Genomic DNA, 14769 nt, shown 5'->3' with positions numbered 1-14769 from the left:
CGATCCTGAGCGGTCGGCGTCGGCGCCGCTATGGTGCCGGTATCAGTCATCTCGTCAGTCCGTTTGGTTGGTGGGTGAAGATGAGCAGCGTGCTCGTGGCGGTGGCAAGGAGTTCTCCGCTGGCGGTGCTGAGGCGGCCTTCGGTGAATATCACCCGGGAGCCGGATTTCACGACTGACCCCTCTGCGCGAAGTGGGCCCTTCTGGAGCGTGATGGGCCGCAAGTACTTGACCGCCAGATCGATGGAGGTGTAGCCGATCCCTGCTTCCAAGGTGGTGTGTGCTGCGCAGCCGAGCACCGTGTCCAGGAGTGTGCAGGCCAGACCGCCGTGCACCATTCCGAGCGGGTTGTAGTGGGCTTCTGTCGGCTCGCACTGGAACTCGACGTGCCCGTATTTCGCATCGACGAGATCGAAATTCATCAGGGAAGCGATCGGGGGCGGCGAAATGCTGCCTTCGCGGAGGCCGGAAAAGTAGTCCAGACCCGACAGTCGTCGCAGCTGTTCGAGCGCGATTGCCGGATCCATCCACGTGAAGGTTTCCGAGCGTTCCGCCGAGGTGTTGGTTGACATGGGGATTTCCTGTTCAGGTTCTCTGCAGGTCTTCAGGGTTTGGCGGCGTCATGACGGGGCGTTGGCTGCCAGGGCAGGGTACAGATCCGAGATCGAACCAGACAGTCCGAGCTTCACGCCGGCGCTGATGTCGTCCACGATGACCTCGTACTCACCCTGCTCGAGGCCGGCGAACGACTTCCGTGCGACTTCCTCGGGGGAGGTCTTCGGGGCATTCACGCCCTTAGCCATGGCTGTGTCTATGTAGCCGACGTGAACACCCGTGACCTGCGTGCCTTGGGGGGCCAGTTCCACGCGGAAGGAGTTGGTCGCTGACCACAGCGCGGCCTTTGATGCGCTGTAGGCGCCGGTGAGTGCGATCCAGCTGAGCACCGAGTGGATGTTGAGGACCGCTGACGTTTCGCTGGCGGCGAGCACCGGCGCGAATGCCCTGGTCAGGGCGACCGGTCCGAAGAAGTTGGTCTCCATAACGTCGCGGATCTCCTCGTCGGAGAGCGCCAAGAAAGTGTCCGATTCGACGCTCATGCCGGCGTTGTTGATCAGGACCGTGACGTCCTGGGCCTGGGTAACAGCGGCCCGGATCGAGTCAGGGTTGGTGATGTCGAGGGCGAGGGGGACGATCCGGGAGTCGTTCCACTCTTGCGGGCGGCGGGCTGTCGCATACACCTTCTCAGCACCCCGGGCGAGGGCCTGTTCCACGAACTCGCGGCCCAGGCCTCCGTTCGCGCCGGTAACGAGGACGACGGCGCCAGATAGCTGTGGCATGGATTCTCCTGATGTCGGATAGGGCCGTGACGCGGTTGTCGCGGTCTCAGAGTCTCAGGTTAGCCGAGTCGGTTGGATTTTCCAACTAACCTGTATACTTAGGGAGAGTAGCGAAAGCAGGTGAACGATGAATCAGCCGACCGAGACGTCAGTTAGCGCGCCGAGGGCGTGTTTCATCGCGGCGGGGCTCGACGTGTTGGGGGAGCGGTGGGCGCTGCTGGCGCTTCGCGAGATGTCCTTGGGCGTTCACCGGTTCGATCAGATCGCCCGTAATACTGGCGCGTCCCGCGACATCCTGACGGGCCGACTGCGCACGCTCGAAAGCCGTGGCGTGATCGAGCGCGTCCAGTACTCCGAGCGTCCCCCGCGCTACGAGTACCACCTCACAACTTCCGGGGCCGAAGTCGCGCCCATTCTCATTTCGCTCGCAGCGTGGAGCAGCACATGGATGCGCGACGAGACACCCCGTGCCTCTTACCGTCACAGTTGCGGGGCCGACCTGAACCCGGTGGTGTCGTGTGCGGAATGCGGTGAGGAGTTCACGCCAGGAAGTTTGATGCTGGGACCGCTTGTGTCCACGGCCGGTACGGACCCGGCGTCCGACCAGTAACGACAAAGCCGGGCAGAGGACGACGGCGGTACATCCGCCGTCGTCCTCTGGCCACCGTTGCGGACGGCTTTCGCAGGCCTGATTCCCTGGACTCCACCCTCAAGGTCCTTCTTGAAGCAGACTGACGACGGTATCGCGGTGTCGTAGGGCGGATCGGCCGGTATTTGTCTGTAGCCGATCTTCCCGTACAGGTCTTCTGCTTCCGGTTGGACAAATTCGGCGTTGATCTGGCTGGAAGTCAGTCCGTCCTGGGGAGTTGCTCGAAGCTTGAGGACGTGATCAGGCTCGTGACGGTGACGAGGCTGCGGTCGCGTTTGGAGAGTTCGGGTCGTTCCCAGACGTCGCCGAAGAGCACGTCCTCGGTGAGGTCGACGAGTTTCGGGGCGAAGTCGCCGATGGCCCGCTGGGCGGGGCTCTGTTCGGTCATGGTGTTTTCCTTTCGGTTCAGGCGTCGAAGTCGGTGCTGCGGCTGACCGGCTCCCATTTGTCAGCGTCCGCGCGCAGCGCGTCGAGCGCAGCACGGAATCCGTTCGAGGCGTCGTTTCCGAGCAGCAACAGGTAGGGGGTGTCCTCGGATTCGACGACTTTGATGAGCGCGGCCGCGGCCTTCGCGGGGTCGCCGTTCTGGGTGCCGTGCACGGTGTCGTGTTCCTTGCGGCGCTTACCGGCGGTGTCGGCGTAGTCGGCGATCGGTTCGGCGGCCTGGGTGAGCGAGCGGCCGGCGAAGTCGGTGCGGAACGCGCCGGGTTCGACGGTGATCGCACGGATGCCCAGGGGTGCGATCTCTTTGCGCAGCGAGAGTGTGAGTGCTTCGATCGCGGCCTTCACGGCGGAGTAGTAGCCGGAGCCTTCCGGGGAGATGCGCGCGCCGATTGAGGAGAGGTTGATGACTGTGCCGGAGCGACGGGCGCGCATTCCTGGCAGCACGGCTTTGATGGTGCGGACGGTGCCGAATACGTGCGTGTCGAACAGCCGGCGCACGGCGTCGTCCTCGCCCTCCTCGACGGCGGCACGGTAGCCGTAGCCGGCGTTGTTGACAAGCACGTCGACGGCGCCAAAACGCCGTTCCGCTGCGGCGACGGCAGCGGTGACCTGTGCGTCGTCGGTGACGTCTAGCGCGAGGGCGAGGGCGGTGTCCGGGTAGCGGTCCGCGAGGTCCTGCACTTTCGCCGTGTCGCGGGCGGTGACGACGGCGTTATGGCCGTGCTCGAGCACCGCGGTCGCGAGGGCGCGGCCGAGGCCGGTGGAGCATCCGGTAATGAGCCAGGTGGTCATAGGGCTTCCTCTTCCTGATCGATCGTTTCGTCATTCTGCTGGAGCGTGAGCATCTGCGCGCGCCGGTATTCTTCGTCCGTGACGTGTTCACCCCAGGTGACGGTCGCGCCGTCCTTCTCGGGGAGCAGTTCGGAGAGGGCAAGGTGGGACATAAAGTTCTCGACGGTTGCGCCGTGCCAGTGCCACTCGCCCGGGGGTGTGTAGACGGTCTGCCCGGGATGCACGGCGACCGTGTCTCCGCCGCGTGTCTGCACGATCGCGACGCCGTCGGTGACGCGCAGCGTCTGTCCGCGCGCGTGCACATGCCAGGCGCTCCGCGCTCCGGGCGCGAACCGCACGATTCCAGCCGTCAGCCGGGAAGGCTCCGGGCGCGGTCCGGCGACCGGGTCCACCCATACGTCGCCGGTGAAGCGATCCGAAGGCCCTTTCGTGGTCGCTGCCCGGGGTTCAATCTCCATGTCAGCTTTCGCGGGTCGACGTCGGCGTCGGGGTGGGTGTGCTGCCGGCGGCGAGGCTGCCCAGGAGGCGGAGCCGTTCCTCGGTCGGCGAGCCGGTCGAGGCCGTGTAGGCGAAAATCATCCAGCCGGGGTGATCCGGGATTTCGACCCCCTCGTAAACGAAGTCGAGTTCACCCACGTCGGGGTGCACGATCCGCTTCACCCCGGTCCGGTGCAGGCGAACATTGTGGGCGGACCAGCGGATCCGAAAGGTGTCGCTGCGCGTGACAAGCTCACCGATCAGATTCGTGAGCCCCTTATCGTGCGGGTTCCGGCCCGCCGCGGTGCGCAGGGAGGCCACGGTGCTGTCGGCCGCGCTTTCCCAATCCGGATAGAAGGTGCGCGAGGCCGGGCTGAGGAAAATGAACCGCGCGTTGTTGCCCCCGTTCGCCGGGTCATCCAGCAGCGGCGCCATCAACGCGCGGCCGAGCGTGTTCGTTGCCAGGATGTCCCGTTGCGCGTTCATCACCCACGCAGGCGCGCCCGTCATCGCATCCAGGAATGCCTGCAGCGAGGGCCGCACCTGGCTCGGTGCCGGAAGTGCCCGGCGGCGGACCGGCGCCGGACCTGTTATCCGCGCCAGATCATGCAGATGCTGCATCTCCGCCTCGTCCAACCGCAGAACGCGACCAACCGCATCAAGGACCTCGGCCGAAACGCCCGCGAGATCGCCGCGTTCCATCCGCGCGTAGTATTCGCTGCTCGTGCCCGCAAGCATCGCGACTTCCTCACGACGCAGGCCCGGCACGCGGCGGCGGCCTCCGCTAATGATGCCCAGCTGTTCCGGCGTCAGACGCGCCCGCCGGGTGCGAAGGAACTCACCCGCTTCTTCCCGTATACCCATGCCCCCACTCTAAAAGCTCGCCCTGCCGAAGAAACAGGAACCATCAGTTAGTGGCTAAGCCCGTTGGTGGCTGCCTCGCGCAATGCCCGATGAACTGAACCAGAACCTGACGCGCCGCCGCGCAGAATTCTCCAGCCGCGGAGGACGGGCAGGCCAATTAGGCAGCCTTCAGCTCGCAAGGGAGGAAATCGCTCACGTCAACTGCGGCCGGGACCCAGAAGTTGATTCCCAGGTCGAGCGCCTGCGCGAAGAAACCCTTCGCGTCCTCCCACGGCAGAGCCCAGCTCCAGAACGGCACTGTCCCGTCTCCGAAGCCCATCGTGCCGAGGGCAATGCGGCTGACCTTCAGGCCCGACGACCCGAGTCTTGTGTATTCCATGTCCTGTTCCTTCTGATCAGCGGTCGATCGAGGCCATGTTGGCCTCGTCGTGGCGTTCCCCTGCGGCGGCCCGGAGCGTGTTCAGCCGCTCGAGCTGGTCGCCGGTGAGGGTGACGCCGTCGCCCGCGGTGTTCTCCTCGACCCGGGCGACCCGGCGGGTGCCGGGAATCGGGGCGATGTCGTTCCCTTGGGTCAGCAGCCACGCGAGGGCAGTCTGTGCGGGGGTCGCGCCGATCTCGGCGCCGATGGCCTTCACCTCGTCGACGATCGCGAGGTTGCGGCGGAAGTTCTCGCCCGTGAACCGCGGGTTGGTCTTGCGCCAGTCGTCGTCGGCGAAGTCGTCGACGGAGCGGATCTGGCCGGTCAGCAGGCCGTGTCCGAGCGGTGAGTACGGGACGAAGCCGATGCCGAGTTCGCGCAGCAGCGGCAGGATCTCCGCCTCCACGTCGCGGGTCCACAGCGAGTACTCGGTCTGCAGTGCCGAGACCGGCTGCACGGCGTGTGCCCGGCGGATGGTCTCCGGGGAGGCCTCGGACAGCCCGAAGTGCAGCACCTTGCCCTCGGCGATCAGATCCGCGACCGCACCGGCGGTCTCCTCGATCGGGGTGTCCCGGTCAATCCGGTGCTGGTAGTACAGGTCGATGTGGTCGGTGCCGAGGCGCTTGAGGGAGCCCTCGACGGCGGACCTCACGTTCGCCGCGCTGCTGTCGACCACCCCGGGGCCGCCGCCGGAATGGGAGACCAGGCCGAACTTCGTGGCGATCTTGACCTGGTCGCGGCGGCCCTTGATGGCCTGGCCGACGATCTCCTCGCTCAGGAACGGCCCGTAGATCTCCGCGGTGTCGATATGGGTGACCCCGAGCTCGAGCGCACGGTGGATCGTGCGGATCGACTCCGCGTTATCCAGGGCGCCCTCGCTGGTGTAGGTGCCGGCCATGGTCATGGCACCGAGTCCGATGCGGGAGACTTCCAGGTCTCCGAGGCATGCGTTCTTCATGCTGTGCTTCCTTTCGGGGTGGTTCTCAGGCCTGGGATGTGGGCATGGCCCACAGCTCGGCGATGGAGGATCGGCGGGGACGGGTCACCATGAAGGCGATGCTGTCGGCGATGTCTCCGGGCTGCAGCGGCTCGGGGATGGCGTCCGAGGCGGCGAGCTCGTCCCGGATCGTTTCGTTGTTGTGCGAGACGAGCTCAGTGTCGACCGCGCCGGGCTCGAGCACGCCGACACGGACGTGCTTCTTGGTGACCTCCTGGCGCAGGGCCTCGGTGAATCCGTTCACCCCGAACTTGGTCATGTTGTAGACGCCGTAGTTGGCCCACGCCTGCCGTCCGGCGATTGAGGAGATGTTCACGATGTCGGCCACTTCCCGCGGTCCGTCCTTCGCGGCCTTGAGCAGGTGCGGCAGTGCCGCGTTGGTCATGTAGAGCAGGCCGTTCTGGTTGACGGCGATCATCCGCTCCCATTCCTCAACATCGGCGCCAACAATCGGGCCGAGGAGCATGAGGCCGGCGTTGTTGACCAGGATGTCCAGGCGGCCGAAACGGTCGACGACCTCCGCTACGGCCTGTTCGGCTTGGGCGCGGTCGGTGATGTCGGCCACGACGGCGTGGGCGGTGGCGCCGGCGGCCTCGATCTCGGCAACGAGTTTGTCGAGGCGTTCCCGGCGGCGGGCGACGACGGCGACGGATGCCCCCTGCTCGGCGAGGCGGCGGGCAGTGGCGTCGCCGATGCCGCTGCTCGCGCCGGTAACTAGGGCGACGGTGCCGGTCAGTTTAGCTGTCATGGGTTGTTCTCCTTGAAGTGGTGGGGACGGTTTTGGGCAGGCGCTGGCCACGTGCGTCCAACGGAATTTTGTGGGGGTTGCTTGAATTGGTCGGCCGGCCGGCGCCCTGGGTTTAGGGACGCGGCCGGCGTCGCCAGGGAGGGTTAGGCGTCGTCGTGGGCGAGGTTGCTGGAGAGTTCGCGGTGCGCGTCGGCCTGGGCCTGGAGTGCCTTGGCCCGGGTGTCGAAGAGTCCGACGGCGTCGGCTCCGGCAGCGAAGCGCAGCGGCGGTTCGTCCAGCTCGGCCAGTTCGATCAGGGCGTTGGCGAGTCTGGCCGGGTCTCCGCCCTGCAGGCCGTTCATGCTTTGCCAGGCGGCGACGGTCTGTTCGTTCCTTTCGGCGTAGTCCTCGATGGTGGATTCGGCGTACTGGGTGGATTCCGGGGTGAGCAGTTCGGTGCGGAAGAATCCCGGTTCCACGATCATGGTGCGGATGCCGAATGGGGCGACCTCGGGGGCCAGGGACTCCGCCCAGCCCTCCACGCCGAACTTCGAGGCGGCGTAGGCGGTCAGGAATTCTCCGCCGGCGATCCCGGCGGTGGAGGAGATCGTGACGAGCAGGCCGGAGCGCTGTGCGCGCAGGACCGGCAGGGCGGCGCGGGTGACGTTCATGGGACCGAACATGGTGGTTTCGATCTGTGTCCGGAAGTCCTCCGGTGAGATTTCCTCGAAGAACCCGGCGTAGAAGTTACCGGCGTTGTTCACCAGGACGTCGATCCGGCCGAACCGCTCAACGGCGGCGACGATCGCGGCCGTAGCGTCGGCGGGGTCGGTGACGTCGAGTTTCACGGCCAGCAGGTCCTTGGACGGGCCGATGGCCTGTGAGACTCTTTCCGGGTTCCGGCCGGTAGCGACCACCGCGTGGCCGGCGGCGAGGGCTGCCTTGGCGATGTCGGTTCCCATGCCGCGGCCCGCTCCGGTGATGAACCAGACCTTCTTGCCGGCCGGGGTTTCATTCTGTTCGGTGGTGGTTTGCTGTTCAGTCATTTGTTTGTCCTGTCTTTCCTGGTTTGCGCTCTGGCTGCGCGTGGGAGCGCACGGGGGTTATGGATCCGCCGGCGGGACCGCCGGCAGTGGTTATGTCAGGAGGCGGTGCCGCCCAGCTGGCGAGGAATGCCAGCGCGTTTTCGGATGCGGAGCCGGGCTCCGCGGTGAAGGTGAACAGGGTCTGTCCTTCGTCGCCGGGGAGATCCAGCGTTTCGAACTGCAGGGACAAGTCCCCGGCGACCGGATGATGGAAACGTTTGGTCCCGGTGGTGTGGATCCGTACGTCGTGCCCGGCCCACAATCCGGCGAACAAACTGCTGCGGGTGGTGAGTTCACCGATCAGCTCGTTCAGTGCCCGGTCGTGGGAATTCCGGCCGGATTCCAAGCGCAGCATGGCGACCGTGGTGGCGGCGATCGCGGGCCACTCGGGGTAGAAGTCCCCGGCACCCGGACTGAGGAAAAGGTAGCGTGCCTGGTTAGGCAGCCGGCCCGGAGCCTCCGGACCAGGAACTGCTGCGGACTCGAATACTGGACCATACAGCGCACGGCCCAAGAGGTTGGCGGCCAACACGTCCGAACGTCCGTTCTGCACCATGGCGACCGCTCCGGTCATCCCGTCCAGCAAACGCAATACTCCGGGACGGACCCGCTGCTGTGGTGGCCGGCGCACTGCGCGTCGGGACGGCGTGTTGGCCGTCCTCGCCAAGTCCATTAAATGCGTCCGCTCCGCCTCATCCAGCTGAAGGGCCGAAGCCACAGCGTCGAGCACTGAGTCCGAGACGCCGCGGATGCTGCCGCGTTCCAGCCGCGTGTAGTAGTCCGTGCTTACCCCGGCGAGCTGGGCCACTTCCTCACGGCGCAGGCCCGGCACACGCCGCAGCTCGCCATAGTTAGGAAGGCCGGCCTGCTCCGGGGCGATCTTCGCCCGTCGCGAGATCAGGAAGTCACGGATTTCTTCTTTTCTTTCCACATCCACCACGCTACGCAGGCTGTGCCCGCGCCGGCAGTGTCTATCAAACACCCCCACCTGAGATGGGTGCAGGAGTGGTTCCTCATAAACGAAGGATTCAAAGAGGGCCTTGAATTCAGGAGTGACCCTCCGCTTGGTCGTGCTGTTAGGACAGGTAGGAAAGTAAGATGGGTCGATGTCGCGTACATCGGAAAACGAACCTGTAGACCAGCTCCAGAGCATTCTGGTGGGCGCAGAAAATGCATCTGAGTTTCTTTCCGGGCTCTCGAAGCTCGCCGCGGCCGCGGTTTCTGAAGCCGCCGACGACAACGTCGAATGTGCGGTCACCATCAAAGTGAGGCGTAGGCCCACTACTGCCGCAGGCAGCAGTCAACGCGCCGTGGAGCTCGATCAGATGGAGCAGGCCATCGGTGACGGCCCCTGCATTGCAGCGCTCCGGCAGATGTCCCCGGTGGTGATCGACGACGTCTCGTCGGATGTGCGGTGGCCGGAGTTGAACCGGAAATTCGCAGAATCGGGCGTATACAGCTCGTTAGGGGTGCCCCTGGAAATCAGCGGCGCAGCCAGCGCCGCATTGAACTTCTTTGCATCAAAGCCCGGCGCCTTCACCCCAAACGTCTACGACAAGGCCGTAGGCTTTGCCGCCGCTGCCCACAACACACTGCATCTCTCAGTCCGCATCGACACCGCACAGAACCGGGCGGAGGATCTGGAGGCAGCCATGGAGAGCCGGACTGCCATCAACCTGGCGTGCGGGGTAATCATGGCGCAGAACAGGTGCTCGCAGGCTGAAGCGATGGAGATCCTCACCAAGGTCTCCAGTAACCGCAACCGCAAACTGCGTGACGTGGCCACCGAACTGGTAGAACAGTTGTCCGCTGGCAACATCCGAACCCACTTCGACGCGTAAGGACAGTCGGCCGACAACACGCCGCGAAGCGCTGTATCGGCTTCCTAGTCCCGTGGGTCTTCGGCTGTCCCCTCGTGCAGATGACCGTTTCTGGCACGGATGGAGATGTTTGAACTGAGCCCGGCCTGTCCTGTCTCATGACCGCGCACGACAGTGCACGGCACTTCTGACATTCCAATGTCAGTACCCGTCTGCACTCGCCCCTCTCTTCCGCATGGACTGGTGCAGACGACTTCTGAAAGTGACAATTTTGTTGAGCCGATTTTCTGCGGCGGCACACGCCCATCGCATTAGAGAGCGACCGGTCACGGGGTTCTCGATTCGATGCATTCTTGAAATCCTTCGTTTGTGAGAGCCACGATTCAGATGTGGTCTGATGCAGGCATGACAAAGCCCGCGCCCGGCGACTCCACCCGGGCTCAGCCGCGCGGCGCCGGCAAATCGAGGTTCCAGTGGCGCGAGACCATCAGCAGCCAGCCGGTGTCGTCCTCGTCGTGGCCAAGGCCTGCGGGTCCTGGTGTGATGTAGAACCGCGAGACGACGCGCTGCGAGCCTTCGGCGTCTCCATAGAGCACGTCGACGGCGAAGCCTTCGCCGGCGGCTCCCTCCGTGGCATTACGGTAGTCGGCCGATTTCGGGTCCCGGATGGCGACCTGGCAGAAACCGGCGTCGTTGGACGGCACGTAGATGTCGCGTGTCAGCCGGTGGAACTCCTCGACTGGTACCAGCGGAGCCCTGGCGTCCGGTGGCAGATGCCAGCCGTGCAGGATCGCCACCCCTGTGCCGGCGTTGCGCACAGACATCACCAGGTACACGGTGTTGTCGGCGATCTCGAGGGCGGCGTGGCCACCCTGCACGACCATCCACTTGCCTTCCATAAACCGCACCTTCTGCGGGGCATCCGACCAGTTGGAAGGCAGCAGGATGGGGCGCAAACCGTTCAGCAGTGCGCGCTCGGCCAGCCGCGCCGACCGGTTGGCTGACCTAGTGGAGATGAACGTCGCGACGGCCAGCACCGTCGTACCGAGAGCGGTGCCGAGGTTGGCGAGTAGAACCCAGTCGACCATAGGCAACATTCAACGCCATCTCCGGCCTCGCCAGCAATCGAGGCCGGACGTCTGCAGAGTCAAAGCCGGCGTGGCGGCTGAGTAGGTCAGCGAGGTGATGATCTTGACCGGGGGACTGCCGCTGGGTCTGTTCACCGGCGTCGGCACATTCACGCTCGACCACCAGGGCGGTATGACGCACCTGCGCGTGAAAGAAGAGGTCAGAGGCCCATTGCGCGGACTGCTCTGGAAGGCCACACCCGACACCCGGCAGGACCTCATCGATTACGTCAATGCCGTCAAGAAACGCGCCGAAATCCTCGGCTGACACGCTCAACCCGGGATGATCAGCGTGGCCGGAATCAGCGCCCGCCTTCCCGGGACCGGGGCCCCGCGTGTCTATGCCGATTGTCTGCCTTTTTGAGGCCATAAAAAAATATCCCCTGATATAAAGCAATTCTTATATCGCCTCATATTCTTCTATAGACTTCTCTGGTCCGACATGAACCCCTTCGCCCCCGGATCAGGACTCAAGCCTCCCGCGCTGGAGGGACGCGAAGCAGAGATAGAAGCGTTTGACCGCCTGATTGTCAGGAGCAAACGCCAGGCCGCCGAACGGGGAATGCTCCTGTCCGGGCTCCGAGGCGTGGGAAAGACCGTTCTGCTGAATAACTTCGCTGCCCAGGCTGAGCGGCATGACTGGTTCGTTGTGCAGATAGAAGCCCAGCCCTCTCCGGACGGCCGGAAGGCAACACGGCAAAAACTGGCCCGGGCGATCGAAGCGGGCGCACGGAGGTTGCGGACCAGGTCCGGCTGGGATTACGTCAAGGGTGTTCTGGGCAGTATCGGTTCCTTCAATGTGACCCTCCGTGGTACCGAGTGTCAGCCACACTCGGTACCACGGAGGGCCGGGCGGACTCCGGGAACCTCGATATCGACCTCGAAGAGCTCGTTGAAGACATAGCAACGGCCATGGCCAAATCCCGCAGTGGTTTCGGGATCTTCATCGACGAAATGCAGGACCTGGACGACGAGTTGCTGGATGCACGGATTTCGGTCCAGCACATGGCCGGCCAGAAAGGCTGGCCGTTCTTCATCATCGGGGCGGGCTTGCCCAACCTCCCGGGAAAGCTGAGCGCCACGAGGTCATACTCAGAACGCCTCTTTGACTACCGCACCATCGGTGCCCTGGACCACGGGTCGGCAGCTGACGCCATCAGCCTCCCGATGAACCAGCGGGGCGCGCACGTGGACACAGATGCCCTTCGGGCGCTCGTGACGGCAGCAGATGGGTGTCCCTTCTTCCTACAGGCCTACGGCAAGGCCGTTTGGGACGTAGCCTCCAGCAAAACAGTCAACCTAGACGACGCCCGACTGGCCATCGAAATAGGCACGGAACAACTCGACGCAGGCTTCTTCAGGGCCCGTTGGCAGCGGGCGACACCCGCGGAACGCCAGTATCTCCGCGCGATGGCCGACGGCCACGACGAAGCGTCATCCACTGCCCGGGTGGCCTCGCGGCTGAACCGGGCAGCGAGTCAGCTGACGGTCGCCCGATCCAGCCTCATCTCTAAAGGCCTCATCTACGCCCCGGATCATGGCGCCGTCCGATTTACAGTGCCTGGCATGTCAGGATTCATCAGCCGCCAGTTCGAAGAGTAACCAGACGGGCTGTCGCACGCGCCGGTTCTCGATTCAAAGAGCCCTCGGGATCCTTCGTTTGTAAGAAGGTGCGAAGTGGCGCACAGCAGAAGCTGTGACACTGGGCCGACCCCGGCAGTTCCTTCCCTTTCAGTCCGCTGTTCTGGCTGATGGCCACCAGAAGTGCATGTCGCCGACTGCGCGATCCTGGAGTAAGACGGTCGTTTTACCTACGCCCGGGCGACCCTGGGGCGCTGTTCCGGGTCTTGCTGGCGGACAACTGCGCTTAGGCGGGGAAGGCGTGCTTGCGCGCGGTGACGACGAGGATGAGTGCTGCTATGAGGAGTGCGACAGTTGCCCAGGCCAGCGAAGAGGCCCCGAGGCCGGTGAGCAGGAGCCCACCGATGATTCCGCCGCCGGCGATGCCGATGTTCCAGCCGGTGACCATGACGGACTGAACGAGGTCGACGGCGGGTCCGGCAGCGTCCGCGGCGGCGGTCTGGAGCACGCTGGCTGCTCCGCCGAAGGCGAGGCCCCACAGCCAGGCGCTGATGAAGACTGCGACGGGCAGGGCTGCCAGGAGTCCCAGGGCGAGTACTGCCAGTGCGAAGAGCGCGGCGCTGGCGATCATGAGGAGGCGCAGGTGCCGGTCGATGAGGATGCCGGTGATCCAGATGCTGATGAGGGAGGCGACGCCGAAGGCGAGCAGCACGGCGCTGACGCTGTTGGCAAGGCCCACGGGTGCCAGGAAGGACGCAATGTAGGTGTAGAGGACGTTGTGTGCCATCACGTACAGGAGCGTGACGAGCACGACGGGCAGAACACCGGGCACTGAGAAGACCCTGCCGACGGAAGTGCGTTCGCCTTTGGCCTGTCCGGCGAAGTCCGGCACGGCCACCAGTATCCAGACAATCAAAAGGACCGCGGCAAGTGCCATGACGCCGAACGTGAACCGCCAACCGATCAGACCAGCGAGAAGCGTTCCGGCAGGTGTGCCGATGGCGAGTGCGACCGGGGTGCCGGCCAGGGCGATGGTGATGGCCTTGCCGTGATGCTGGGGCGTGACCATGCGGCGGGCGTATGAGGCCAGGATGCCCCACAAGACGCCGGCGAATACGCCGGCGATGAATCGTATGACGAGCGTCAGCGTGAAGTTGTCTGAGCTTGCGGTGACGATGCTGGTCACCGCGTACCCGGTGATGGCCAGGAGCAGCAGTTTCCGGCGTTGCCACCCCATAGTTGCGCTGATCAGGGGTATGGCTCCTGCAATCGATCCGATGGCAAAGACGGTTACGGTCTGGCCGGTGGCCGATTCCGACACCAGCAGGTCACCACTCATGGCCGGAAGGATCCCGGCAGGCAGCGTCTCGAGCATGATGGTGATGAAGCCGGCGGCTGCGAGGGCGAGGAGGCCAGCCAGGGGAAGGCTGCCGGAGCGTTTAGCTCTGCCCGGAGCGTAGTGTTGTGTTTGTGTCATAACCTTACTGTGAATGGTTGACACTAGTGTGAAGGTCAAATCCAAGTTCAGATCCCGTGAAGAAAGGCGTGACCCGTGCGTATCGGAGAGCTCGCGAAGCTGACAGACACGCCCGCGCGGTCATTGCGCTACTACGAAGAACAGGAACTGATCATTCCCCGCCGTCTGCCCAACGGTTACCGCGAATACGACGAGTACCTGATCAACCGTGTGAATCAGATCCGGGGATTGATCAACAGCGGGCTTCCGACCAAGATCATCAAGCAGATCCTGCCCTGCGTGGACAAGACGCCCACGATCCACCCCGGCGACGCCACCCCGGAACTGCTGGCCGTCCTGGAAGAGCAGCGCGACCGGATGAATCAACGCATCGACTGCCTCACCCGCAACCGCGACGCCATCAACAGCTACATCGACGTCGTCAGCACCACGATCACGACGTCAACCGGTGCCAGCGCTGCTTAAGCACAGTCGGGCCTCGGGGTTCCGCTCGACTGAGGGACGAGGCGGCGGCCAGGGTGGGGGCATTGCTCGCGAATCGCATCGCCAGTGACGTTGCCACGGGTGGGACGCCCATGCCGGCGACTCCGAGAACCACGACGAGAACGACGGTGGCAGCGGCGTTTCCGGACAGGGGGATGAGCAGGGCGAGAACGATCGTTCCGACTAGCGCGGCTCCGATGAAGGTGCGCACCGGGTGGCGGTCGCCGAGGCGTCCACCGAGGTTCGTGCCGATCAACGATCCGATACCGAAGCCGACCAGTACGACCGGGACCGCCCATGAGGGCAGGCCGGTGCGCTCGGTGAGCAGGGGCGAGATGTAGCTGAACGCCGCCATCACCCCGCCCGTGAAGGCTGCCGTGGCCAGCACCAGAAGCCAGATGCGGCCGCTCAAGAGGCACGTGGGCAGTCTGTGGAGGCACGGCGAGTGGACCAAACGCTCGCAACCACCTGATGGTAGGCACGGGCGAGGAA

Annotated in this window: 20 protein-coding genes; 6 read left to right on the top strand and 14 right to left on the bottom strand. The window is 64.7% G+C overall.

Annotation, left to right across the window (positions count from 1 at the left end):
• Positions 1 to 46: 46 nt before the first annotated feature.
• Complete coding sequence (locus BLQ10_RS19145; RefSeq protein ID WP_091564599.1) at positions 47 to 571, bottom strand: PaaI family thioesterase; 525 nt, start codon at positions 569 to 571, stop codon at positions 47 to 49.
• A gap of 48 nt (positions 572 to 619) precedes the next feature.
• Positions 620 to 1336, bottom strand: coding sequence for an SDR family oxidoreductase (locus tag BLQ10_RS19140; RefSeq protein ID WP_091564598.1), 717 nt, complete (start codon positions 1334 to 1336; stop codon positions 620 to 622).
• Positions 1337 to 1463: 127 nt separating this feature from the next.
• On the opposite strand from BLQ10_RS19140, the gene BLQ10_RS19135 reads away from it, so the two are divergent.
• Positions 1464 to 1946 (top strand): winged helix-turn-helix transcriptional regulator, encoded by a 483-nt coding sequence (locus BLQ10_RS19135; RefSeq protein WP_091564597.1) that lies wholly within the window; start codon positions 1464 to 1466, stop codon positions 1944 to 1946.
• 238 nt (positions 1947 to 2184) lie between these two features.
• Here the strand turns inward: BLQ10_RS19135 and BLQ10_RS19130 are convergent, their stop codons facing one another.
• From BLQ10_RS19130 to BLQ10_RS19090, 9 genes are all read right to left on the bottom strand, one after another.
• On the bottom strand, positions 2185 to 2373 hold the full coding sequence (locus BLQ10_RS19130; protein ID WP_368086530.1) for a carboxymuconolactone decarboxylase family protein: 189 nt from the start codon (positions 2371 to 2373) through the stop codon (positions 2185 to 2187).
• Positions 2374 to 2390: 17 nt separating this feature from the next.
• Complete coding sequence (locus tag BLQ10_RS19125) at positions 2391 to 3221, bottom strand: oxidoreductase (protein WP_091564596.1); 831 nt, start codon at positions 3219 to 3221, stop codon at positions 2391 to 2393.
• Entirely contained in the window at positions 3218 to 3679 is a 462-nt protein-coding gene (locus BLQ10_RS19120; protein WP_091564595.1) for a (R)-mandelonitrile lyase, read from the bottom strand. Before BLQ10_RS19120 ends, BLQ10_RS19125 begins: the two co-directional genes overlap by 4 nt.
• A gap of 1 nt (position 3680) precedes the next feature.
• Complete coding sequence (locus tag BLQ10_RS19115; protein WP_091564594.1) at positions 3681 to 4562, bottom strand: helix-turn-helix transcriptional regulator; 882 nt, start codon at positions 4560 to 4562, stop codon at positions 3681 to 3683.
• A 157-nt stretch (positions 4563 to 4719) separates the two neighbouring features.
• The gene (locus BLQ10_RS19110; protein WP_091564593.1) at positions 4720 to 4941 is read right to left on the bottom strand and encodes an aldo/keto reductase; all 222 of its coding nucleotides are present in this window, start codon (positions 4939 to 4941) and stop codon (positions 4720 to 4722) included.
• A gap of 16 nt (positions 4942 to 4957) precedes the next feature.
• Positions 4958 to 5938 carry an aldo/keto reductase gene (locus tag BLQ10_RS19105; protein ID WP_091564592.1) on the bottom strand — a complete coding sequence of 327 codons (981 nt, stop codon included), beginning with the start codon at positions 5936 to 5938 and terminating at the stop codon, positions 4958 to 4960.
• 25 nt (positions 5939 to 5963) lie between these two features.
• Positions 5964 to 6725 (bottom strand): SDR family NAD(P)-dependent oxidoreductase, encoded by a 762-nt coding sequence (locus BLQ10_RS19100; RefSeq protein ID WP_091564591.1) that lies wholly within the window; start codon positions 6723 to 6725, stop codon positions 5964 to 5966.
• 143 nt (positions 6726 to 6868) lie between these two features.
• On the bottom strand, positions 6869 to 7750 hold the full coding sequence (locus BLQ10_RS19095) for an SDR family oxidoreductase (protein ID WP_091564590.1): 882 nt from the start codon (positions 7748 to 7750) through the stop codon (positions 6869 to 6871).
• Positions 7743 to 8720, bottom strand: a complete 978-nt coding sequence (locus BLQ10_RS19090; protein ID WP_368086529.1) for a helix-turn-helix transcriptional regulator — start codon at positions 8718 to 8720, stop codon at positions 7743 to 7745. Before BLQ10_RS19090 ends, BLQ10_RS19095 begins: the two co-directional genes overlap by 8 nt.
• Positions 8721 to 8895: 175 nt before the next feature.
• Here BLQ10_RS19090 and BLQ10_RS19085 point away from each other — a divergent pair, with 175 nt between their 5' ends.
• Positions 8896 to 9630 (top strand): GAF and ANTAR domain-containing protein, encoded by a 735-nt coding sequence (locus BLQ10_RS19085; protein ID WP_091564588.1) that lies wholly within the window; start codon positions 8896 to 8898, stop codon positions 9628 to 9630.
• 419 nt (positions 9631 to 10049) lie between these two features.
• On the opposite strand, the gene BLQ10_RS19080 is transcribed toward BLQ10_RS19085, so the two are convergent.
• Positions 10050 to 10697, bottom strand: a complete 648-nt coding sequence (locus BLQ10_RS19080; protein WP_091564587.1) for a hypothetical protein — start codon at positions 10695 to 10697, stop codon at positions 10050 to 10052.
• A gap of 94 nt (positions 10698 to 10791) precedes the next feature.
• Between BLQ10_RS19080 and BLQ10_RS19075 the strand changes: the two genes are divergently transcribed.
• The 3 genes from BLQ10_RS19075 (at position 10792) to BLQ10_RS19070 (ending at position 12338) form a co-directional block, all read left to right on the top strand.
• Positions 10792 to 11004: an SRPBCC family protein gene (locus tag BLQ10_RS19075; protein ID WP_139164292.1), complete on the top strand. Its 213-nt coding sequence runs from the start codon at positions 10792 to 10794 to the stop codon at positions 11002 to 11004.
• Positions 11005 to 11178: 174 nt separating this feature from the next.
• Positions 11179 to 11640 carry an ATP-binding protein gene (locus BLQ10_RS22870; RefSeq protein WP_254785669.1) on the top strand — a complete coding sequence of 154 codons (462 nt, stop codon included), beginning with the start codon at positions 11179 to 11181 and terminating at the stop codon, positions 11638 to 11640.
• Positions 11556 to 12338 carry an ATP-binding protein gene (locus BLQ10_RS19070; RefSeq protein ID WP_254785668.1) on the top strand — a complete coding sequence of 261 codons (783 nt, stop codon included), beginning with the start codon at positions 11556 to 11558 and terminating at the stop codon, positions 12336 to 12338. The genes BLQ10_RS22870 and BLQ10_RS19070 overlap by 85 nt, the downstream gene beginning before the upstream one ends.
• A gap of 265 nt (positions 12339 to 12603) precedes the next feature.
• Here BLQ10_RS19070 and BLQ10_RS19065 read toward each other — a convergent pair whose 3' ends face one another.
• On the bottom strand, positions 12604 to 13794 hold the full coding sequence (locus BLQ10_RS19065) for an MFS transporter (RefSeq protein ID WP_091564585.1): 1191 nt from the start codon (positions 13792 to 13794) through the stop codon (positions 12604 to 12606).
• A gap of 75 nt (positions 13795 to 13869) precedes the next feature.
• Between BLQ10_RS19065 and BLQ10_RS19060 the strand changes: the two genes are divergently transcribed.
• Positions 13870 to 14259, top strand: a complete 390-nt coding sequence (locus tag BLQ10_RS19060) for a MerR family transcriptional regulator (RefSeq protein WP_091564584.1) — start codon at positions 13870 to 13872, stop codon at positions 14257 to 14259.
• On the opposite strand, the gene BLQ10_RS19055 is transcribed toward BLQ10_RS19060, so the two are convergent.
• Positions 14228 to 14731, bottom strand: a complete 504-nt coding sequence (locus tag BLQ10_RS19055; protein WP_091564583.1) for an MFS transporter — start codon at positions 14729 to 14731, stop codon at positions 14228 to 14230. The two genes, BLQ10_RS19060 and BLQ10_RS19055, sit on opposite strands and share 32 nt — an antisense overlap.
• Positions 14732 to 14769: the final 38 nt, after the last annotated feature.

Origin of the sequence: Arthrobacter sp. ok362 (assembly GCF_900102785.1) — a bacterium.
Lineage (GTDB): Bacteria > Actinomycetota > Actinomycetes > Actinomycetales > Micrococcaceae > Arthrobacter.
Note: the sequence above shows the minus strand (reverse complement) of the source record. Positions and strands in the feature narration are given on the sequence as shown.

Excerpts from the sequence above, each read along its gene's own strand:
- BLQ10_RS19145 (WP_091564599.1), bottom strand. The coding sequence starts at position 571 with ATGTCAACCAACACCTCGGCGGAACGCTCGGAAACCTTCACGTGGATG.
- BLQ10_RS19140 (WP_091564598.1), bottom strand. The coding sequence starts at position 1,336 with ATGCCACAGCTATCTGGCGCCGTCGTCCTCGTTACCGGCGCGAACGGA.
- BLQ10_RS19135 (WP_091564597.1), top strand. The coding sequence starts at position 1,464 with ATGAATCAGCCGACCGAGACGTCAGTTAGCGCGCCGAGGGCGTGTTTC.
- BLQ10_RS19130 (WP_368086530.1), bottom strand. The coding sequence starts at position 2,373 with ATGACCGAACAGAGCCCCGCCCAGCGGGCCATCGGCGACTTCGCCCCG.
- BLQ10_RS19125 (WP_091564596.1), bottom strand. The coding sequence starts at position 3,221 with ATGACCACCTGGCTCATTACCGGATGCTCCACCGGCCTCGGCCGCGCC.
- BLQ10_RS19120 (WP_091564595.1), bottom strand. The coding sequence starts at position 3,679 with ATGGAGATTGAACCCCGGGCAGCGACCACGAAAGGGCCTTCGGATCGC.
- BLQ10_RS19115 (WP_091564594.1), bottom strand. The coding sequence starts at position 4,562 with ATGGGTATACGGGAAGAAGCGGGTGAGTTCCTTCGCACCCGGCGGGCG.
- BLQ10_RS19110 (WP_091564593.1), bottom strand. The coding sequence starts at position 4,941 with ATGGAATACACAAGACTCGGGTCGTCGGGCCTGAAGGTCAGCCGCATT.
- BLQ10_RS19105 (WP_091564592.1), bottom strand. The coding sequence starts at position 5,938 with ATGAAGAACGCATGCCTCGGAGACCTGGAAGTCTCCCGCATCGGACTC.
- BLQ10_RS19100 (WP_091564591.1), bottom strand. The coding sequence starts at position 6,725 with ATGACAGCTAAACTGACCGGCACCGTCGCCCTAGTTACCGGCGCGAGC.
- BLQ10_RS19095 (WP_091564590.1), bottom strand. The coding sequence starts at position 7,750 with ATGACTGAACAGCAAACCACCACCGAACAGAATGAAACCCCGGCCGGC.
- BLQ10_RS19085 (WP_091564588.1), top strand. The coding sequence starts at position 8,896 with ATGTCGCGTACATCGGAAAACGAACCTGTAGACCAGCTCCAGAGCATT.
- BLQ10_RS19080 (WP_091564587.1), bottom strand. The coding sequence starts at position 10,697 with ATGGTCGACTGGGTTCTACTCGCCAACCTCGGCACCGCTCTCGGTACG.
- BLQ10_RS22870 (WP_254785669.1), top strand. The coding sequence starts at position 11,179 with ATGAACCCCTTCGCCCCCGGATCAGGACTCAAGCCTCCCGCGCTGGAG.
- BLQ10_RS19065 (WP_091564585.1), bottom strand. The coding sequence starts at position 13,794 with ATGACACAAACACAACACTACGCTCCGGGCAGAGCTAAACGCTCCGGC.